The following is a 20221-nucleotide window of genomic DNA, read 5'->3' on the forward strand; positions in this document are numbered from 1 at the left end:
GGGTGCTGCAGGTGCGACCCAGTATCGCGTTTCACGATCTGTTGCCCTCCCGACGCCGCGACGCCAGTGACGCCGCGAAGCAAGGAACAAGGAGCCAGGAGTGAGGGCTCAGCCGCACCGCTGTTGCTGGTCCCCAACGCCAGCGACGCCGTGACGCCGCGCAGCAAGGAGCAAGGAGCCAGGCGGGGGCCGTCAGGTGTTGCCGTGGAGCGACGCCAGTGACGCCGCGAAGCAAGGAGCCAGGAGCGCAACGGCGATGTCGGTGCAGCACAACGAAGGAACCCCGGCCGCGAGGCGACCGGGGTTCATGTCAGGTGGTGGAGGGAGGGGAGTGTCAGGCGGCGAATGCGTCGGGATCGCGTTCACGCGCAACTTCCAGACGCTTGTAGGCGGTGCGACGGGCCATGTGTCCGAGCAGCATCAGCTCGCCCACGCTGATCTTCCGGCCTGCGCGGTACTCCGCGATGATCCAGTCGATCTGCGCGTCGTAGTCGCTGGGGAACGGCACGGGTGCGCTGGTGTCATCCGCTGGGGTGAGACCTCCAGAGCGAGCGATTGAGGCCACCACCCCAGCGCTCGCCTCGATGATCTCGCAGTGGTAGTCGGCGACGATGTCGGGATGGTGGGTCAGCATCCATTCCGTGAACGTCGGGGTGTCAAACGGGTTGACTGTCATCAGGGTTCTCCTTGTCAGTGGTGGGATAGGGAGTCGGTCAGGCTGCAGCGAATGCCTCGGGATCGAGATCCTTGGCGGCACGCAGGCGGCGCTGCATCGTGCTGTCGCTGACGTCCAAGCCAGCGTCAGCGAACACCTGCAGCAGCGTCTTCTTCGTGACGTCGTGACCTGCTCGAGCGCGGCTGGCAATCCAGGTCACCTGACCCTCAGCGTCATCAGGGATGGTGATGACTGCGTGAAGGCGAGGTACCGAGGTCATGACGGCGGGAGCTGCAGCGACGTCATCCTCAGCCTCGTGACTGTGACGGCCGGCCTGGTCGGGCGGAGTCATGACTGCGAGAGGGGCTTCAGTCACGGGCGCTTCGTGAGGCAGCAGAGTCACGCCGTCACCGTCATGACTGACGTTCGTCATCAGTTCTGCGTCAGTCACGTGAGGCGAAGAGCCCGAGTCATCAGCGTGTGACTCGATGACTGCGGGACTCATGACTGAGCCTGACTTCGGCGTGATTCCGCCGAAGTCACGGGTGAAGTCACGCGAATCAGTCAGCGCCGATGACACTGACGTCTCGTCAATGACGGGGTTGCTGGTGATGTGGTCAGTCACGTCGTGATGCGAAACCGCTTGACTTGACTGGGGCTGCGTCACCCCATCGATGACTGCATCAGCACGAGCTGCGGTCGCGAGGTCAGTCACAAGGTCAGCGTCACGAAGTGACGTGACCGAGTCAGCGTGCGCTGGACCAGCCGCTTCGACGTCGAGACTGGTGACTGCTTCAGCACCGTCAGCTGCGTCGCTTGACTGTGACGCACCGATCGTCGCGAGTTCCAGCACGCGAGTCAGCATGAGCATCAACGTCGGCGGGAGCATGCCGATGATGACGGTGAATCCCGGGGCGAAGCCCGAGTCAGGATCGTGGTTGATCCCCGAGTGGATGCCGTTCAAGACCATCGACATGACGGTGCAGAAGCCGAACACGAGCCAAACGAACCACTTGTTCTTGCCGCTCCGCTTGCTCATCTCGGCACCACCGAAGATCGTCACGATGATCGTGCCGTCGATGAGCACCGGAAGCCACCACGCGAGCCCCGGATGAGTACCAGCGAGAAGCGCCATCTCGTACATGGCCCAAAACGACGCGGCAAACGCGACCGCGATGAGCACCGAGACGAGAACGACCAGCAGCACCCAGACTGGGTTCTTCGGCTTCAGAGTCAGATCTGACTCGCCCTTCTTCTTTCGCATGATCAGTGCTCCTCGTCGGTAGTGGTGTCAGGGGTGGGGAGCCCAGCCGCGAGGGCCAGGGTGTGCAGGACGTGCTGCGCGGTGTCAGAGTCGATGCCGGTGATCGCGTCGCCGAGGTCGACGGGGGAGTCAGGAGCGATGAGGCTTGCCGCAATGGCGAGCACGCGACGTTCACCGCCGCTGAGGTAGCCAGAGTCAGCAACAGCGCTCTGCGGGTCGAACCAGGCGTTGCCGTGCTCGTCGTGGCGGATCCACGGGCCATTGAGCAGCCGGCCGCCGAGAGCGCTGCCGAGCAGTTCGACAGCAGCCGTGTCGGTGAGCGATCCAGCAGCCCAGCAACTCAGACGGGTGTAGGTGTCAGGGGTGGTGAGCATCGTCTGGCTCCTCTTCATCATCGGTCGTGGTGCTCTGTGTGGCCTCTTCGATCAGCTGGTCGAACGCTGCGTCATCGCTGAGGCGACGGGAGATCTCGGGATCTGTCGCCAAGCAACGCATGCGCTTCAACGCCTCAATTCGAGCCTCGTTGCGCGTGACGTTGGATTCCTGGGACTCGATCACCTCGACCAGTGCGTCTGCGACAGCGGGATCATCAGCGTCGATCGACCAGGCCAGCTGCGCCAATCGCAACATCTGGAGGTCTTCCTCAAGGAAGCCCTCATAGGTGTCGATGTCGCGATCAATTGCGCGCACAGCCCGCTGGTCGATCTTGGTGGCGGGATCCGGCGTACGCATCTTCTTCCAGCCCCACATCAGAGGGCTCCTTCGTGCTCGGTGTCGGTGGGGGTGGTAACGGCAACCCAGGTACCTGCCGCAGGTGCGTTCGGGCGGCGCTGCACGCCGCGATACGCAGCCTTGAGCAACGGACGGCCGATCAGGTGGCGATCCTTGCCCGTGTAGGTCGGGTCCTTCCACTGGTCGAGGTTGTACTCGGCGATCAACGGCTCGCCGCGAGACATCCGCTGTCCTGGGCGCTGCTTCGCGGTCTTGTCGGGGCACTCCCACGTGTTGTCGTCGCGCAGGACCGTCATCAGATCACCGATGAACACCTGTGAACTCAAGCACTTGCCATTCGGCGACATCTGCTGGAACCAGCTCTTGTACAAGTCGTAGAGGAATACGAACGGCAGAAGGTCCCACTCGAATTCCTCGCGGAACTCGTTCCAGAACGTGAGCACTGGGTCGTTCGCTTCCTTGTACTCCTCGCCGAGGGCCTTTGTTGCTGGCGGCTCTGACAACTCGTAGTAATTGCCGGGCGTCGCCGCACCTGCGCGGTTGATGACGTACCAGAGGGCGTACTCGAGCACCTCGCGGCGCTTGAGATAGTCACCCTTGATGTACTTCTTCTCTGCGCCGCCGCCAAACCACTTCTTGAACGGCACGAACAGCTGCCGGCGATAGAACGAGTCGGACTTGTCCTTGGCGCGCGGGAGATCGTTCAGGCACTGAATCACGAAGCCCGAGAACTGGAATGCCACCGGCGTACGGTGCTTGCGGTCGATCTGGATCAGGTCTCCGGTCACAACAGCCTTGAGCTCAGCAGCCTGGTCGATGAACGAGCCCACAGGGTTCTCGTCGACGATGATGGCGTTCGAGTGCAGCAAGGGCTCGAGCGCGAAGTTCTTGTTGAACAACGCCAGTGGAATGCTTGCAGACGCCCCGCCAAGAAGATCACGAGCGAGCGAGCAGAGCGTACCCTTGCCGTTGTTGCCACGATCGGAGTAGAACCAAGCCGACTTGTTCCAGCGCACATGCGGTCTCACGATCGCACCGAGGATCTCCCACAGGAGCTCCGGTACGCCCTCATCATCCGAGAGGTCATTGACCCACGAGACAACGTCCCACTTCTCGCCAGTGTCAGGGTGGGTGATGATCTGCTCCGGTGCGTCTTCGACATAGTCGACACGCGCCTTGGACGTGAAGATCATTGCCGGATCGAACGGATGCAGCCGCTTCGCGTTGAACGAGAACTGCTTTCCTCCGACCTCGATCTCAGCGTCTGTCACGCCGTAGAACACGACGCCGTTGTTGACAGCTACGAGGTCGGGGTGCGAGCACTTGTGCACGCGAGGTGCGTCTTCACGGAGCACAGCCAGAACTTCCTTGAACTCGTTCAGCGTGAGCGCGGTGTTGTACCTGCGGGCCACGGTGCGAACGTCATCCTCGCTCGTGCTGTAAGTTCCGTTGTCAGATCCCTCGTTGACGTAAAATCCGAGCACGTCGTACTCGCGGTCGGTGTTCGCACTGCTGGGTGCGATTCGCACGACGTGGTGCAGCTTGAGGAGTACCTGGGCGACCTGCCAGTAGGTCAGCTGTCGGAGTCGACCGGCGCGTCCATCCTCCTTGGCGATCTTCTGGTTCTCCTGCTTGATGGTCGCGTTGGTGATGTCGAGCAGCTGCTGCTCGAGCATGTTTGGCGCGGGCGGGTTCTCAACGTCGAGTGCCGCGAGGTACGCCCGGGTACAGCGGGCGATGATCTCGTTGTGTGAAGCTGCCACCATGCCGTCACGCTGACTGTCGAAGTACAGCTGCAGCTCGTGGAGCACGACCTGCGTTGCGGTGAGGCCAGAGGCCTTGGCCTGAGTGGCTTCCGAATCATCCGACTTGCCGGTGCCGAAGAATGCATCCGCGGCTTCACCGTCGAATTCAGGAATAAGGTCATCATCGACGCTATCGGCGTCGAGATTATGCTGGTTTTCGGGTACGATAGACATGAAGGTTTTCACGTCCTTTCTTTTCAGTCACCGGCTGCAACCGGCCTGAGTTTTAAGAAGCCCCCGGTTCGCCGGGGGTTTCTTGTATGTGTGGGGGAGAGCCGCTTATGCGGCCTTGGTGACGTTCTGCCGCTGCGCGCGAGCAGCACTGAGGAACGGCGCAGAGACCTGCGCGAACCGGTCGTCGCTCATGGGTGAGGCGCTGGCGGCGATACCGCGTGCCCACTGCTTGAGGTCGACGTCACCACGGGTCGTGCGCGTGAGCACGACAGGACGGAGCTTGCGAGCCGAGGCACCCATCAGGCGGCCTCGACGTTCGGGACAACCGGCACAGCAAGAAGGTGCAGGTCGCTCTCACGGATCTTGTACACTGACCCGACGCGCACGCCGGGCAGCTTGCCAGCAAGGATCCGCAGGCGCAGGTTCTGTGCGGAGCCGTAGCCGTACTCGGCGAGGTCGCTCAGTGCGTAGAGGCGCTCGAGAGGAAAATCGCCGGACGCAGAGGTGGCGGGTGAAGCGCTGGCTTCAGCGGTGCAAGGTGTGGCGTCGGCGGAAGTGAATGCCGTGGGGTGATCCATGTCGGGCTCCCGGAGATCGAGATGGTGTCTCCACTACCTCGAGGTGGAGCTCAGCCCGAATCTGATCCGGTCGCCTCACGACGGATCCTGCGATCCCGTGGGGTGTCGGCACCTACTCACGTTCGGTGCCTGATAACTCAAGCCTATCGAGGTGTTGCGAAAAGCGCAAGTTGAGCAAAATATGAGAGATTAGAAGTATGAGAGATCAGCAGGCAGGTCCGACCTCGACGCCCGAGCAAGCGTTCGCATTGCGGATGAGAGAGGCGCGCAAGCGGCTCGGCATCAGCCAAGCGTCGCTCGCTCAAGCTGTTTCGGTCGCGTTGCGAGAACAGCTTTCACCGACGGCCATCACGAAGATCGAGACAGGGGATCGGGCGGTCAGGCTCAACGAAGCTGTCGCTATCGCCGAAGTGCTGAAGATCGGCATCGAGCTGTTGCCTGTCGGTGACGCCGTCGATGAGGAGATCGGTGAGCTGCAGCGAGATCTCTCGATGGAGTACCAGCGTCAGATGCAGGCGCGGCAGGATCTCGACGAGTCGCGGGCATCGCAGAGGGCGATCGAGCGGCGGATCAAGGCGCTGGAGGCGGCGCGAGGCGCTCAGTGAGGGGTGGATCGGAGGGGTGTTCCACGGATGTTCCACGCCTTGGAACATATAAAATCCCTGGTCAGCTGACAGTTTAGCTAGGCTGGGCCAGTGTTCCACCCTTTTCTCACTTTAGATATATGCGTGCACGTGGGAGGAAGACGTATATATTCCATATCTTAATTTGAGAAAAGGGTGGAACAGTGGAACAGGATATGTGAATCAGCTTCTGAGCAGGGATTTCGCATGTTCCACCGGTGCCTTGGAACCGTGGAACACACACCCAGCGCCCCCTCATCCCGCCTCCTTGGCTGACATGGGCGGCCGGGCGGAGCCCGGTGCCTGCCTGATCCGGCCGCTGCGCTGGCCGGCTTCATGCTCGGCTCCCCGAGGACTGCGTCAGACACGCAAGAGCGTGCACACGCCTATTGGCTGACGTGGCGCTGCAGCACTCGCTTCCCAGCCCTCACGCCCCACCGCCTGACATCGTCGGCCGGAGGCCGATCTGAGCCAGGCACCGGCGCTCAACTCCGTCGACCGCTCCATCGGAGCTCCCGCACCCCCACGATTGACCGCCCCCGGCAGTGTTCGGAGAACGCATAGGGACCTCAGAGCCAGGTGAAGCGCAGCCGCTCCAGGTTGAGACCCTTCTTGCCCTTGTCCTCGGGGCTCACGCGGTCGATCTCCACGACGACGAGGTTCCGTACTACTTGGCGCTGCTCGGGCAGCGAGAACGTCTTCCACGTGGCCTCGATGTCATCCGAATCCGCGAGCCTGACAACGAGAGGGTCGGTGGCAGCCAGAGCTTCGAGCTTCTGCTGCGCGGCGTCGATCTTCGGCTTCACGCGCGCCTCCTGATCGAACAGCAGGGTCAGGTTCATCTCCTCCGACGCCCGTTCACGGACCTGGTCAAGGTACTCGCGATGCTTCCGGATGGTCTCGAGCAGCTCCGCACGCTCGTCATCGACGTGCCCCTCCGCCTGGTTGATGCGGGCCAGGAAGTCGGGCATGCCGAGCCGCGCGAACACCGCCTCGGAGACCGCGAGATCAAGATGTGCCTCGCGCATCGCGACGTGGAAGCCGGTCTTCCCAGGCGTGCCACGGCACACGTACGTCGTGTAGGTCTTGCGGGGGAGGAGCGCACCATCTTCGTCGTACTGCTTCCGTCCAGCGTTCTGCTTCCCGACGATCATCCCAGCGCCGCACACGCCGCAGATGGCGATCCCCGAGAGCAGATGTGCCGCCGGCCAGTCGTTCGTGCGTCTACGGCCGCGTGACTGCATCACAGCCTGCAGCTTGTGCCATTTCTCTGGCTTGATGATCGGCTTCCACGTCACCTCGACCTTGTCGAGGATCTCGCCCTGGTGCTGACGGAGCCCCGCGTACGCCGGCATCGTCAACATCTGTTTCACGGCGACAGCGGTCCAGCCCTTATCCTTGGTCTTCTCGCTGCGCTTCGGCCGGCGCGGTTCGATGCCCCGCTTGTTGAAATCAGCGGCGATCGCGTAGAACGACTCGCCCGCGAGTACCCGATTCGCGGCTTCCTTGACGATGGCGGCCTGTGCGCGATGCTTCTTCACCTTCACGAGTCTCTTCGTGACGTCGTCGTACACCCGCTTGTAGCCGTAGAGATTCTTCCCATGCGGCCGCCCGTCATAGGCGTTTGCACGCGCAGACCGGAGTGCACGAGCGCTGTTCTTGTCGCTCTCGTACTCGGAGTCAGATGCGTCTTCGCGCAGTGACCTGCGGTCACGTGAGTTCTGCGGGTCGTAGATGCGGTCGTGGGTGTATACCCAGATACGCACGCCGCGCTTTGCGCAAAGCTCGGCGAGCTCGATCATCTCCGACGTCTTGCGGGTACCGCGCGACGACTCCCACATGGCCAGCAGATCAGCGTCGAATGCGCCGCTCTCGAGGTCTTCCATGAGCGCCGTGAAGCCCTCGCGCTCTTTCCGGGCGTAGCGACTCGCGCTGCGGTCAGGATCGCGGTACTGACGAGGGTCGAGCTTCCAGCCCCGACGTTCAGCCAAGGCCGCCATGTCGTCGTGCTGCTCGTTGGGTGACCGCTGGATGCCTGAGCGGTCCTGCGACACTCGTAGGTACTCGCGCGCGAGCAGAGGATCATCAGCGGCGTGGAATCGCGGGTCATGGTTGGCCGGCATGGCTTCGATGCTAGCCACCTCACACGCCATATTTGGCGCGGTCAGTGTCGTCAATGTCGTGGCCGGCCTCGTACTATGAGGGGCGACCGATCGTCGCCACATGTACCTTCACGTTGAGATAGCGAAGTGCGTCGAACTGCTTCACCAAGTTCACCTTCGTGAACGTGAATAGCGTGTCTACCGTCACGGGCTTGTCAGAGCCGATTGCGAGTATGACTTCATTGAGCTCGGCAGACGAGACCGCTCCGCCGCTCTCTTCCGCAATGCGAGCTTTCCAAGCCAGGCGGGCATTCTCGTCACGCGCCAACGCATCCGTCGAAACTAGACCTTGCGCGAGAAGGTGGCTGAGGTCCGCCGATCCACGGCCCCGCTTCACGTGAATCAACGTTCCCGGGGAGACGAAGATGTCGCACGGTTCGATCCCACCGCGCGAATGCAGCGGTGTGGTGATCAGCTTCCTGTCCATGCAGATGCCGGAGAGAGCAGCAGCAGCCCGCTGGTTGTAGACAGCCTCGTGCTCGTCGCCCCAAGGCGGCAGCGTCAGAGAGGGCGGCTCAGCCAGAATCTCTCGTACGCGCTCGTCGATACGGGCAAGGTACTGGTCATCCATGCGATACCAGTTGCCATCGTGTAGGCAGAACCGCTGGCCATCTTCTTCGACTTCGAAGGCTAGCCATCGCCGCAGCGACACGGGGGTTGAGACGAGCGTGTGTCCTTGTGGTTCCGCCTCGCTATGGAGTTCGAGCTTCACCGACTTGAGGCGATCGAGGATCGCCTCGCGTGGAACCGCTCTGAACCACTCGACGACTTCGGTAATGTCTGGAGCCTGATCGAAGAATCGCCGCTTCCGGTCTCCGAGTCCGTTGACCTTGACGCTCATAGCGGGGCCGTGACTATCGAGGCGCTCGTGCGGCCAGGAGACGCCTAGGCGATGCGTCAAGCCGCTGTGAAGTGCATCGGCAAGCTTGTCGTCGAGCGCGGCAACACGGCTGTCCCTGGTCTTCAACGCGACGAGCTGTTCGAGACTTTCGAGACCTGGAAGGATGGGCAGACGTGAAAGCTCATCTAGAACGTTGAGGTCGGAAAGTAGATTCCGCGCCGACTTTGCGAGTGGAACTTTCAGTGAGTCGGCGGCGCTCAGCTGCACGACCTTGTCGCCCACGCTCAACGCGCTGATCTTCGCCTTCGCTTCGATTCTGCTGACGACCTCGCCGTAGCCGTCGACGCCCAGATCCCGGATCGTACTTCCGTTGGGCATCGAGCTGCGATCCACGCGTGCTCGGTGGTCGAGGATGGTCTTCGTCAGAGACTTCACTTCAGACGGGAGCGCGGACCTGGCAACGATGCCTGAGCCGAAGCCGAAATCTATTTGATCCTGGTCTAGGAAATGAAACCCCGTACCCCAGGTGACGGCCCAGATCGTTTGGTTGTCGTCTTCGATCAGCAACGCGGCACCGGGGGAGCGGTTCGTGAGCTGGACTGACTTCCCGGTGAGGAGCTTCAAATCGGTCGCCCACTTCGTGTTCGTAGTAATCGACCCGGCCACAAGCCGCGCCGACCGCCCGTCAACCTTGAGATCGGTGACTTCGAAGTTGTCGTCCGATTCCCGGCGCGACGGAGTGAGCCCGGTCTCGAGCGTGCATCCATCTAGCATCCGATAGAGGGTCGTGCGCTTCGTTGCGACAATCTGCACCATGCCTCTTGCTACCACGCACGGGGTGAAGACTCGTTCTGGCACGCGTGGCGAGACCCTTACGTTACGTGATGGTCTGCTGATCACTTCCGGGTTGGTGCGTAGCCGCGACACGGGCGCACGACTGGGGTAAGACAAGGTGCGAGGATGAAGCAATGAGTACGTCGAAGCCGGAGGTCGTTCGCGGACTCTTGATCACTCCAGGGGACACCGTCGCTACGTTGCGTCTCATCGCAGTCGGTGCTCCGGTTGGAATCAGCGGCGTGCTCGATGGGGCAATGATCCAGGCACTCGACCTCGACGGAGAATCGGTGCTGTGGATCGACGAGTCCGGCAAGAGCAAGGGGCTTGCAACGAACCTGCTCGCAACGAAGATCGCTCATCGCCTCCATGCCGGTCTTTACCCCGACGACACGATCAATGGTCCAGCGCTCATCCTCGGGGAGAGTGTCGCGCCAAGTGGTGAGCTGACGAGCGTCGATCTGACCGCAGCCACGCTCGAGGCGCTCCGCATGGTCGGCGTCGAAGTGCTTGAGTAGGGTCCAAACTGGGGCCCCGCAGCCACGTAAAACACAGCTGATCAGGAACTATTCGACCCACCACTGAAAGTTACAGTCAGCGGAGCCAACTGCGCGATCGTCGTGGCGGCGGCGTTCTGGCTGGTCGCGATCTGCGGGGGCGGGCGCCGGACGAGGGTCGTCGTCTCGCTGGCCGCCCTCGCCGCCTTCGTCGTGCTCGTCACGCCGGAGCCGAGCGTCGTCCGCGCCGCGGTCATGTCTGCCTTCGCGATGATCACCCTCCTCCTCGGTCGCCCCCGGGCGGGGGTCGCGATGCTGGCCCTCGCCGTCTCGGTGATCCTGCTCGCCGATCCGTGGTTGGCGACCTCTCCGGGGTTCGCGCTCTCCGCCGCGGCGACCGCTGCGCTCCTCCTGCTGTCGCGTCCGCTCGCGACCGGCCTGTCGCGCTGGATGCCGCGGACCCCGGCGTTCCTCCTCGCCGTCCCGCTGTCCGCGCAGCTCGTCTGCGGGCCGATCATCGCGCTGTTCTCGGCGCAGCAGTCCGTGATCGGGGTGGCGGCGAACCTGCTGGCCGAGCCCGCCGCGCCGGTCGCAACGGTGATCGGGCTGCTCGCCTGTCTCGCGGCACCACTGCCGCCCCTCGCCGACCTGCTCGCCGCGGTGGCCTGGCTGCCCTCGGCATGGATCGCCGCCACGGCGACGACCACGTCGTCGTGGCCCGGGGCGACCGCGGCGGTGCCGGTGGGTCCTGTGACGGCGCTCGTGATCGCGGCGCTGGACACCGCCGTCGCCGTCCTGATCATCCGGCCTCGGCGCCGGTGGCTCCGGCTCTCCGCGGCACTGACGATGAGCGTCCTCCTCGCCCTCGCCGGAGCGCGCGTCCTCCTGGGCGGCCCGCTGGCGGGCATGACGGCGCCGGGCGACTGGGCGATCGCCGGATGCGACGTCGGCCAGGGCGACGCGTTCGTCGTGAGGTCGGAGGGACGCATCGCGGTGATCGACACCGGACCGGAGCCCGCCGCGCTCGCCTCCTGCCTGTCCGGGCTCGGGGTCGGCCGGGTGGATCTGCTCGTGCTCACCCACTTCGACCTCGATCACGCCGGCGGGGCCGCCGCGCTGGAGGGGAGGGTGTCCACCGTGCTCCACGGTCCGGAATCCGGTCAGGACGACCTCCGTCTGCTGGGGAAGCTCGCCGGCGGCGGCGCGCGGATCGTCCTCGGCGCGGCGGGTGTCCACGGTGAGCTGGGCGGCGCGTCCTGGCGGGTGCTCTGGCCCTCCGCAGCCTCCTCGGCCTTCCCGCCCGGCAACGACGCAGGAGTGGTCGTCGAGTTCTCGGGAGGCGGTGTTCCGCGCTCCCTCTTCCTCGCCGATCTGTCGGCGGCGTCGCAGGCGCCGCTCCTCGCGAGCGGGCGGGTCCGGGGGTCGTACGCGGTGGTCAAGGTCTCCCACCACGGCAGTCGCGACCAGGATCCGCGTCTCTACGCCGCACTCCACGCTCGGCTCGCACTGATCGGGGTGGGCGAGGGGAACCGCTACGGGCACCCGAGGAGCGAGACCCTCGCCTTCCTGGCCGCGGAGGGGATCCCGGTGCTCCGTACCGATCTGCACGGGCGTGTCCTCGTCGGGATCCGCCCGGAGGGGCTCGCCGTCTGGGCCGAGCGCGGCGAGGTCGGTTCTTCGCCGCCGATTCCTTGACATACGGACGGTTCGTCCCATAAGTTCCCCGTATGGCTCAGAATCGTGAGGCAATGGGGCGTCCGACGGATGAGGAGCTCACCGAGCGCATCCTCACCGAGACGCGCACGCAGCTGGTGCGCGACGGCTACGCGGGTCTGAAGATCGACCGCATCGTCCGTGCCGTGGGGTGTGGCAAGTCCGCGGTCTACCGCCGCCACCCCGACAAGGCGTCCCTGGTCGCCGCCGCCATCGTCCACGTGGCCGCTCTCGGCGAGGTCCCCGACACGGGTTCCGTCCGCGAGGACCTCCTCCTGCACGCGCAGCAGAACCAGGAGACACAGTCCTCGTCCGAGAGCCGCGCGATCGGCCTCGTGCTCTTCGACCCCGAGGTGTTCCCGCTCATCTGGGAGCGCTTCCTCTCGCACCGGCGCGACGCCGGTGTCCGCATCCTCGAACGGGCGATCGCCCGCGGGGAGCTCCCCTCCGATGCGGCGCTGGACATCATCCTGGACACCGTCGCAGGCCTCACCCTGTACCACCAGACAGTGAAGGGCCACCGCGTCACCGCCGGGCACTACCGTGCGGTCATCGACGCGCTCATCCGCACCCCGCCGCTCCACCCGACCCCGGAGACCTGACCCACCGTGAACAACCCGAAAACGACCGGCATGCCCATCGCCGGCACCCGAGCCCGCAGCGTCGTGGGCTTCCTCATCTTCTGCGAGCTCGCCAGCGGCTTCACGCAGGGGTTCTACCCGCCCCTGCTGAAGGACTTCGCGATCCACCTCGGCGTCACCGACGCCGACATCACCTGGTTCCTCACGGTGCAGACGCTCGCGGCCGCCGTGTGCGTGCCGCTGCTCTCCAAGCTCGGGGACATCTTCGGGCACCGCCGACTGCTCCGGATCGCGATCGTGTCCGTGCTCGTCGGCACGCTGATCACGGCGCTCGTGCCCAGCTATCCGGTCGTTCTGGCAGGCCGCGTGCTCGTCGGACCGCTGGCGGTCTGGCTGCCGCTGGAGATCGCGCTCGTGCACAATCGCATCACCGGCGACCAGGCCCGCAAGGCGATCGGGTTCCTCGTCACCTTCCTCACCGGCGGCGCGATCCTCGGCACCTTCGCCGCGGGCGGCATCTCGCTGATCTCGCCCGACATCACCATCACCATGCTCGCGCCGGTCGTCCTCGTGCTGGTGTCCGCCTACGCCGTGTTCTTCAAGGTCCCCGAGTCGTCATCGCGCACCGCGACCAGGATCGACTACCTCGGCTTCGCGGGCATCGCGGTGTTCATGATCGCGGCGCTGATCGGTCTCCGCAACGCCGGGACCGCCGGCTTCCTCGCGCCCTCCACGCTGGTGCTGCTCGGGGTCGCCGTCGTGGTGTTCGCACTCTGGGTGGTCTGGGAGCTCCGCTCGGCCGCTCCGGCGGTGGATGTGCGGCTGGTCGTATCCCGTCGCGTCGGGCCGATCTACCTCGCGGCGCTGTGCTTCGGCATGGTGATGTTCGGTGCCCAGGCGCCGATCTCCACGTTCCTCGGCTCCCGGACCGAGGTCGAGGGCTACGGCTTCTCGGCCAGCGCCGGCGTGATCTCGCTCGTGATCGGGTCGATCACGATCCTCGCCACGGTCGGCGCGGCGATCTTCAGCTTCTTGGCGGCGAGGATCGGCATCCGGACCGTGCTGCTCTCGGGTGCCGTCCTGTCCGCGGTGGGGAACTTCCTCGTGCTGCCGCTCCACGGATCGCTCGCCGGATACCTCGTCGCCGCGGTGGTGCAGGGCCTCGGCTACGGACTGCTGCTCGGCGCGCTCCCGGCCCGCCTCGCGGAGCTGGCGCCCGCAGACTCCACCGGTATCGCGACGGGGGTGTACAACTCCCTGCGCACGCTCGGCGGCTCGCTCGCGGGCGCGATCTTCGCCGCGATGCTCGGTGCGGCCCTGGTGCCCGGTACGACGCATTCGTCGATCGGCGGGTACATCGCCATCTGGACCTTCTGCGGAGCGGCGTTCGTCGTCTGCTTCCTCGCGCTGCTGTTCCTGCCGCGCGGAGACTCGGCGGCCGACGCGCCGGAGACCGCGGCCGCCGCCGCCCACTGACCCGAACCATCGAAGAGGAGAAACCATGACCACTCCCGCCTTCGCCGCCGAGGCGACCGCGATCCTGCCGGAGCTGCAGACCCTGCGGCGCGATCTCCACGCGAACCCCGAGCTCGGCCTGCAGCTGCCCGAGACGCAGCAGCGGGTGCTGCGTGATCTCGAGCCGCTCGGACTCGAGATCACGACGGGGGAGGGCCTCACGTCGATCGTCGCCGTGCTGCACGGAGGGCGGCCCGGCTCGTCCGTGCTGTTGCGGGGGGACATGGACGCGCTGCCGGTGGTCGAGCAGACCGGACTGGCCTACGCCTCGGCCAACGGGCGCATGCACGCCTGTGGCCACGATCTGCACACCGCGGGGCTCGTCGGCGCGGCGCGCTTGCTCGCCGCTCACCGGGAGGAGCTGGCGGGCGATGTGATCTTCATGTTCCAGCCCGGTGAGGAGGGGTACGGCGGTGCGAAGGTCATGATCGACGAGGGGCTGCTCGACGCCTCGGGGAGCAGACCCGTCGCGGCCTACGGGATCCACGTCGCCCCTGGCCCGCGCGGGATGTTCGTCACGCGACCCGGAGCGGTCGCGGCCGGCTCGAACCAGCTCACGGTCACGGTGCGCGGGCGGGGCGGTCACGGCTCTCAGCCGCACCAGGTGCTCGACCCGGTGCCCGTCGCCGCGGAGATCATCCTCGCTCTGCAGACGTTCGTCACGCGGCGCTTCGACGCCTTCGACCCGATCATCCTCTCGGTGACGCAGCTCGAAGGCAGCGACGCCGTCAACGTGATCCCCGAGACCGCGACGCTCCGCGCCACAGTGCGGACGCTGTCGGAGAAGTCCCTCCGTCGCGTGCAGGAGGAGGCTCCGAGGCTCGCCGAGCACATCGCCGCCGCGCACGGCCAGACCGCGGAGGTCGAGTTCGACGTGCTCTACCCGGTGACGCTGAACGACCCCGGGGCGACGGAGGAGACGCTCGCCTGGCTCGGCGAGGAGTTCGGCGATCAGCGCGTGCAGACGTTGCCCGACCCCGGCATGGGGTCGGAGGACTTCTCCTTCGTGCTGAACGAGGTCCCCGGGACCTTCATCATGCTCGCGACCACGCCGCCGGACGTGGACCTCGCCACCGCGGAGTTCAACCACTCGCCGAGAGTGCTCTTCGACGATGAGGTCCTGGGCGATCAGGCGGCCGCGCTGGCGACCCTGGCCTGGCGGAAGCTGGCGTCGCTCGCGGGCTGAGCATCGAGGGGGCGGGGAGCGGGCGGTCTGTCGGCGGCCGCCGCTAGGCTGAGAGCATGGCTGCTCCCCGTTCCTCCGCCCGTGGCTCCGGAGCGGCGGCGAAGGGCGTGAAGATCACGCAGGTCTCCTGGCGCGAACCGCGCCCGGCACCGATCGTGCTGGTCTCCGGCCCGGAGGAGATCTGCGCCGAGCGGGCGATCGCCGGGGTGCGCGACTACCTGCGCGCCGAGGACCCCGCTCTCGAGGTCAGCGATGTCCGCGCCGACGACTATGCGGCGGGCACCCTGCTGGCTCTCACGTCGCCTTCGCTGTTCGGGGAGCCCCGTCTCGTGCGCGTCGCGGGCGTGGAGAAGGCCACCGATGCGTTCATCCAGGAAGCCGTCTCCTACCTCTCCGTTCCTCAGGAGGGCGCCACGGTCGTGCTGAGGCACACGGGCGCGAGCGTACGGGGGAAGAAGCTCCTCGACGCCGTGCGCGCAGGTCAGGGCGACGGCATCGAGATCCCGTGCCCCGCGGTGAAGCGCGACGGCGACCGTGTCGACTTCGCGGCGGGCGAGTTCCGCGCGGCGAAGAAGAGGATCGCCCCGACCGCGCTCCGCACCCTGGTGTCGGCCTTCGCCGACGATCTGACCGAGCTCGCGGCGGCCTGCCAGCAGCTGATCGGCGACGTCGAGGGCGACGTCACCGACGAGGTCGTGGCGAAGTACTACGGAGGCCGCGTCGAGGTGTCCGCCTTCGTGGTGGCCGACACGGCGATCGCCGGACGCTACGGCGAGGCGCTCATCGCCCTGCGGCATGCGCTGGCCTCCGGTGCCGATCCGGTGCCGCTGGTCGCGGCGTTCGCGATGAAACTCCGCACCATGGCGAAGGTCGCCGGCCTCCGGGGGTCGAGCCGTGAACTGGCGTCCCGGCTCGGCATGAAGGACTGGCAGATCGATCGCGCACGGCGCGACCTCGCGGGATGGAACGAGCGCTCGCTCGGAATGGCGATCCAGGCCACCGCGCGCGCGGACGCCGAGGTGAAGGGCGCGTCGCGCGATCCCGTGTTCGCCCTGGAGCGGATGATCTCGGTCGTCGCGACCCGCGAGCCCTTCGGCGGCTGAGCACAGCAACGGGAAAGACGAAAGCCCGCCCCGATGATCGGGACGGGCTTCCGGAGAAGTCTTCGCTCAGAGCGACGCGACCTGCTTGGCGATGGCCGACTTGCGGTTGTTCGCCTGGTTCTTGTGCACGACGCCCTTGCTGACGGCCTTGTCGAGCTTGACGGACGCGGCGCTGAGGGCGGCCTCCGCGGCCTCCTTGTCGCCGGCGACGACGGCCTCGCGGGTCTTGCGGACGAGGGTCTTCAGCTCGCTCTTGACGGCCTTGTTGCGCTCCTGCGCCTTCAGGTTGGTCTTGTTGCGCTTGATCTGCGACTTGATGTTTGCCACGTGCGGGTGCTTTCTTTCGGATGAGTGATGGAGTGCCGTCGGGGAAGAGGGGCCCGAGCGGCGGTCGTGAGGGAAGAACCCACACGCAAGCCAAGAAGAGAGTCTACCAGCACCGGGGCATCCGCCGCGAAACGCGCCGTGCACGGAGGAATCTTCGGGGAATCCATGGCACTCCGTCGCGCCACGGGCGGTACTCGGTGCACAATCGAGAATATCGCCGACAGAGACGTCGAGGAGGACGCATGCGACCCGAGCTTACGACCCGCCCCTTTCCCGCGGGTTTCCGCTGGTCGACCGCTACTTCGGCCTTCCAGATCGAGGGGGCCCGCACCGCGGAAGGGCGCGGGAGATCGATCTGGGACGACTTCGTGGACGCTCCCGGCGCTGTGAAGGACGGCTCCGACGCCGAGCCCTCGTGCGACAGCTATCGCCGCACGGCGGACGATGTCGCGCTGGCCTCGGGGCTCGGCGTCGATCGCTACCGCTTCTCCATCCCGTGGGTGCGCATCCAGCCGGACGGCTCCGGGCCGCTCAACCGGGCGGGCCTCGATCACTACTCGCGATTCGTGGACGACCTGCTGGCGAGTGGCGTGACGCCCTTCCCGACGCTCTACCACTGGGAGATGCCGAGTGCGATCGAAGCGGCGGGGGGCTGGCTCTCCCGCGACACCGCCCAGCGTTTCGCGGACTACGCCGCGATCGTCGGCGACCACCTCGGCGACCGGGTGGTCGACTGGTACACGCTCAACGAGCCGGCGATGACGACGCTGCAGGGGTACGGCACCGGCGAGCTCGCACCGGGGAGGCAGCTGCTGTTCGGCGCCCTGCCGACCGTGCACCATCAGCTCCTCGCGCACGCGCTGGCCGCCGAGGCGCTCCGGGCCCGGGGAGCCGGCCGAGTCGGGCTGGTGAACAACCACACCCGCGTGCTGCCCCTGAACGACACGCCCGAGGACCACCAGGCGGTGGCGCTGTACGACCTCGTGCACAACAGGGTGTTCAGCGAGCCCCTGCTCGCGGGCGTCTATCCCGACCTCGATGCGCTCGGGCTCCCTGCGATGCCCGTGCATCCCGGCGACCTCGAAGCGATCTCGTCGTCGATCGACTTCTACGGGATCAACTTCTACAACCCGACCACCGTCACCGCGTCGGCGGGGGAGATCCCGTTCGACATCGTGCCGACGCCGGGCGTGCCCTTCACCGGGTTCGGACCCGAGTGGCCGATCATGCCGGGGGCGCTGAGGGACTTCCTGATCGATCTCGCCGGACGCCATCCGGGGCTGCCACCGGTGATCATCGGTGAGAACGGCGCGTCCTTCCCGGAGCCGGACGAGGCGGGCCGGGTGGAGGACGACGACCGGATCTCCTACCTCGCCGGACACATCGCCGCCGTGGCCGAGGCGATCGACCACGGCGTGGACGTCGAGGAGTACACGGTCTGGTCGCTCCTGGACAACTTCGAGTGGGCCGACGGATACACCCAGAGGTTCGGACTCGTGCACGTCGACTTCGCGACGGGGGAGCGCACGCCGAAGGCCTCCTACGACTGGTACCGGAACCTCATCACCGATGCCCGTCGCGCGGCGGAGGTCACCGCGTGACCGCCACGACGCGCGTCGGTGCGCGCTGGATGATCCTCTTCACCCTGGCCTGGCTCGCCCTCTGGACGGTGCAGCTCACCCCGGTGCAGCTGCTGCTGCCCGAGCAGCTCGACACCGGGCACGACGACTGGATCCGCGGCGTCGTGTCCTCCGGGCTCGTGCTGGGGATCGGCGGGCTGGCGGGCATCGTCGCCGGACCGCTCTCGGGCGCGCTCTCCGACCGCGCGGGCGAAGGGCGGAGCCGCAGGCGCCCGTGGGCGCTCATCGGCGTCTGGCTCACCGCGGTCTGCCTGGTGCTGACGGGCTTCGCGGAGGGGCCCTGGGCGGTCGGCGCCGCCTGGGTGGGCGTCTCCGTCGGCATCGCGGTGGCCTCCGCATCGTTCACCGCGCTCATCGCCGACCAGCTCCCGCCGTCGCAGCGCGGAGCGGCCTCCTCGGCCGTCGGCTCCAGTCAGGCCGTTGGCATCGTGCTCGGAGTGGGGCTGGTGGTGCTGCTGGGGCTCGCGGTGCTCGAAGGCTACCTCATGCTGGCCGGGATCATCGCCGTGATCGGCACCGCCACCGCGCTGATGCTGCCCGATCCACCGGCCGAGAAGATCGACGTGCCGAAGGCCGGGCGCCCCCGCCTCGCCTCGCTGCGGGACCGCGACTTCGCCTGGATGCTCTCCGGCCGTCTCGTCGCCAACATCGGCAACGCGCTCGGCACCGGGCTCTTCCTCTTCTTCCTCTGGCACGGACTCGGGCAGCCGAAGGACGTCGCGCAGGACAACCTCCTGCTGCTCATCGTCGTCTACACGGTGTTCGTCGTCGCGGCGTCCGTGGTCACCGGCATCGTGTCGGACCGTACGGGACGGCGCCGTGGCCTGACGGTCGTCGCCGCGTTCGTGCAGGCGGCGTCTGGTCTCGCCATCGTGCTCGTGCCGACCTTCGAGATGACCATGGTGGCGGCCGCGCTGATGGGGGTGGGGTACGGGGCCTTCTCCACGGTCGGACTCGCGTTCGCGACCGATCTGCTTCCCGATGAGCAGGATCACGCCCGCGATCTCGGCATCGTCAACGTGACCGCGGCGCTCGGCCAGCTGATCGGACCGATGCTCGGAGCGGCGTTCGTCGCGCTGGTCGGCGGGTTCTGGCTGGTCTGGGCGGCGGCGGCGGTGCTCTCAGTCGCCGGCGGACTGCTCACCGGTGTCGCGCGTCCGCGTCCGTGACGCCATCTCTTCCGGGACCCGCATGGTCGCGAGCGCGAGGTCCAGCACGGCGTTGAACACCCGCGGACGCATCGCGGTCACGAGGTGGGTCGTTCGGGGGACCACGATGAGCTCCGCGTGCGGGGCGAGCCGACGGAACAGCCCCTCGTTCACGCGGAGCTGGTCGTACTGCCCGTTGACGAACCACAGGGGGACGTCGATGCGGGCGACGGACGACTCCAGGTCGAGGGCGGAGAGACTCCGCAGCGCCGGATCCTGCGCGTCGAGGGCGAAGCCCCCCATCCCGAAGTCGGCCCTGGTGTCCTCGGGGATGGTGGCGGTGAGGATCCGCTCCGCGATCCAGGCGCCGCGATCCGGTAGCGCGTCCATCGCCCCGGCGATCAGACGGTAGGCGGCCAGTGCTGCACCGCGGGGGAGCGCGGTGCAGGAGGCCGCGATGAGGGCGGCGACGGGCGGAGGCTTCTCACCGCCCGTGATCGCGAGCGAGAGCAGGCCGCCCATCGAGTGCCCGACGAGGAGCACAGGTGCCGATGCGGCCGCCGTGCGCACCGCCGCATCGATGGTGTGCAGCGCCTCGTGCAGGGTGAAGTCCTCGGCCATCCTCGACCCGTGGCCGGGGAGGTCGACCGCGGTGACCGGTACGCCGATCGCGCCGAGATGCTCCTGCTGGGCTCGCCACATGGTCGCCGAGGTGCGGATGCCGTGCACGAGGACGACGTGGGGGGTCATGCTCCCAGGGTAATCGCCGTTCCCCCGCGTGCTCCCCAGGACGACGACAGCGGGGCCGGTGGCGAACCACCGACCCCGCTGAGGATCAGAACG

20 protein-coding genes are annotated in these 20221 nt (G+C 66.5%); 9 read left to right on the forward strand and 11 right to left on the reverse strand.

What is annotated here, in order from left to right; genetic code table 11:
• Positions 1-334 precede the first annotated feature (334 nt).
• The 7 genes from ABWO84_RS05235 to ABWO84_RS05265 all read right to left on the reverse strand — a co-directional run bounded on the left by ABWO84_RS05235 (position 335) and on the right by ABWO84_RS05265 (position 5208).
• On the reverse strand, positions 335-676 hold the full coding sequence (locus tag ABWO84_RS05235) for a hypothetical protein (protein WP_353113268.1): 342 nt from the start codon (positions 674-676) through the stop codon (positions 335-337).
• A gap of 37 nt (positions 677-713) precedes the next feature.
• Positions 714-1919 (reverse strand): DUF2637 domain-containing protein, encoded by a 1206-nt coding sequence (locus ABWO84_RS05240; RefSeq protein ID WP_353113270.1) that lies wholly within the window; start codon positions 1917-1919, stop codon positions 714-716.
• A gap of 2 nt (positions 1920-1921) precedes the next feature.
• Positions 1922-2293 (reverse strand): P-loop NTPase family protein, encoded by a 372-nt coding sequence (locus ABWO84_RS05245; RefSeq protein ID WP_353113272.1) that lies wholly within the window; start codon positions 2291-2293, stop codon positions 1922-1924.
• Positions 2277-2669: a hypothetical protein gene (locus ABWO84_RS05250; protein ID WP_353113274.1), complete on the reverse strand. Its 393-nt coding sequence runs from the start codon at positions 2667-2669 to the stop codon at positions 2277-2279. Before ABWO84_RS05250 ends, ABWO84_RS05245 begins: the two co-directional genes overlap by 17 nt.
• A complete protein-coding gene (locus tag ABWO84_RS05255; protein WP_353113276.1) occupies positions 2669-4642 on the reverse strand; it encodes a DNA primase family protein in 1974 nt (657 codons plus the stop codon). Before ABWO84_RS05255 ends, ABWO84_RS05250 begins: the two co-directional genes overlap by 1 nt.
• 93 nt (positions 4643-4735) lie before the next feature.
• Positions 4736-4930 carry a hypothetical protein gene (locus ABWO84_RS05260; protein ID WP_353113278.1) on the reverse strand — a complete coding sequence of 65 codons (195 nt, stop codon included), beginning with the start codon at positions 4928-4930 and terminating at the stop codon, positions 4736-4738.
• Positions 4930-5208 (reverse strand): hypothetical protein, encoded by a 279-nt coding sequence (locus ABWO84_RS05265; RefSeq protein ID WP_353113280.1) that lies wholly within the window; start codon positions 5206-5208, stop codon positions 4930-4932. Before ABWO84_RS05265 ends, ABWO84_RS05260 begins: the two co-directional genes overlap by 1 nt.
• A 197-nt stretch (positions 5209-5405) precedes the next feature.
• Between ABWO84_RS05265 and ABWO84_RS05270 the strand changes: the two genes are divergently transcribed.
• Complete coding sequence (locus ABWO84_RS05270; protein WP_353113281.1) at positions 5406-5813, forward strand: helix-turn-helix transcriptional regulator; 408 nt, start codon at positions 5406-5408, stop codon at positions 5811-5813.
• Positions 5814-6400: 587 nt separating this feature from the next.
• Here ABWO84_RS05270 and ABWO84_RS05275 read toward each other — a convergent pair.
• The gene (locus tag ABWO84_RS05275) at positions 6401-7954 is read right to left on the reverse strand and encodes a recombinase family protein (RefSeq protein WP_353113282.1); all 1554 of its coding nucleotides are present in this window, start codon (positions 7952-7954) and stop codon (positions 6401-6403) included.
• Between the two features lie 73 nt (positions 7955-8027).
• The gene (locus ABWO84_RS05280; protein WP_353113283.1) at positions 8028-9650 is read right to left on the reverse strand and encodes a DUF6119 family protein; all 1623 of its coding nucleotides are present in this window, start codon (positions 9648-9650) and stop codon (positions 8028-8030) included.
• Between the two features lie 152 nt (positions 9651-9802).
• Here ABWO84_RS05280 and ABWO84_RS05285 point away from each other — a divergent pair, with 152 nt between their 5' ends.
• The 6 genes from ABWO84_RS05285 (at position 9803) to holA (ending at position 16263) form a co-directional block, all read left to right on the forward strand.
• On the forward strand, positions 9803-10186 hold the full coding sequence (locus ABWO84_RS05285) for a hypothetical protein (RefSeq protein WP_353113285.1): 384 nt from the start codon (positions 9803-9805) through the stop codon (positions 10184-10186).
• Between the two features lie 63 nt (positions 10187-10249).
• Complete coding sequence (locus ABWO84_RS05290; protein WP_353113760.1) at positions 10250-11860, forward strand: ComEC/Rec2 family competence protein; 1611 nt, start codon at positions 10250-10252, stop codon at positions 11858-11860.
• A gap of 53 nt (positions 11861-11913) precedes the next feature.
• A complete protein-coding gene (locus ABWO84_RS05295; protein ID WP_353113287.1) occupies positions 11914-12480 on the forward strand; it encodes a TetR/AcrR family transcriptional regulator in 567 nt (188 codons plus the stop codon).
• Positions 12481-12510: 30 nt separating this feature from the next.
• Positions 12511-13935 carry an MFS transporter gene (locus ABWO84_RS05300; RefSeq protein WP_353113289.1) on the forward strand — a complete coding sequence of 475 codons (1425 nt, stop codon included), beginning with the start codon at positions 12511-12513 and terminating at the stop codon, positions 13933-13935.
• A gap of 25 nt (positions 13936-13960) precedes the next feature.
• Positions 13961-15160 carry a M20 metallopeptidase family protein gene (locus ABWO84_RS05305; protein WP_353113291.1) on the forward strand — a complete coding sequence of 400 codons (1200 nt, stop codon included), beginning with the start codon at positions 13961-13963 and terminating at the stop codon, positions 15158-15160.
• A gap of 56 nt (positions 15161-15216) precedes the next feature.
• Entirely contained in the window at positions 15217-16263 is a 1047-nt protein-coding gene (gene holA / locus ABWO84_RS05310) for a DNA polymerase III subunit delta (protein ID WP_353113293.1), read from the forward strand.
• 66 nt (positions 16264-16329) lie between these two features.
• Here holA and rpsT read toward each other — a convergent pair whose 3' ends face one another.
• A complete protein-coding gene (rpsT, locus tag ABWO84_RS05315; protein WP_353113295.1) occupies positions 16330-16590 on the reverse strand; it encodes a 30S ribosomal protein S20 in 261 nt (86 codons plus the stop codon).
• 242 nt (positions 16591-16832) lie between these two features.
• Here rpsT and ABWO84_RS05320 point away from each other — a divergent pair, with 242 nt between their 5' ends.
• Together ABWO84_RS05320 and ABWO84_RS05325 are read left to right on the forward strand one after the other, a co-directional pair.
• Entirely contained in the window at positions 16833-18191 is a 1359-nt protein-coding gene (locus ABWO84_RS05320; protein WP_353113297.1) for a GH1 family beta-glucosidase, read from the forward strand.
• The gene (locus tag ABWO84_RS05325) at positions 18188-19399 is read left to right on the forward strand and encodes an MFS transporter (RefSeq protein ID WP_353113299.1); all 1212 of its coding nucleotides are present in this window, start codon (positions 18188-18190) and stop codon (positions 19397-19399) included. The genes ABWO84_RS05320 and ABWO84_RS05325 overlap by 4 nt, the downstream gene beginning before the upstream one ends.
• Here ABWO84_RS05325 and ABWO84_RS05330 read toward each other — a convergent pair.
• Entirely contained in the window at positions 19352-20128 is a 777-nt protein-coding gene (locus tag ABWO84_RS05330) for an alpha/beta fold hydrolase (RefSeq protein ID WP_353113301.1), read from the reverse strand. The genes ABWO84_RS05325 and ABWO84_RS05330 overlap by 48 nt on opposite strands.
• Between the last annotated feature and the right edge of the window lie 93 nt (positions 20129-20221).

Source organism: Microbacterium sp., from assembly GCF_040394595.1.
In the GTDB taxonomy this organism is placed as follows: domain Bacteria; phylum Actinomycetota; class Actinomycetes; order Actinomycetales; family Microbacteriaceae; genus Microbacterium.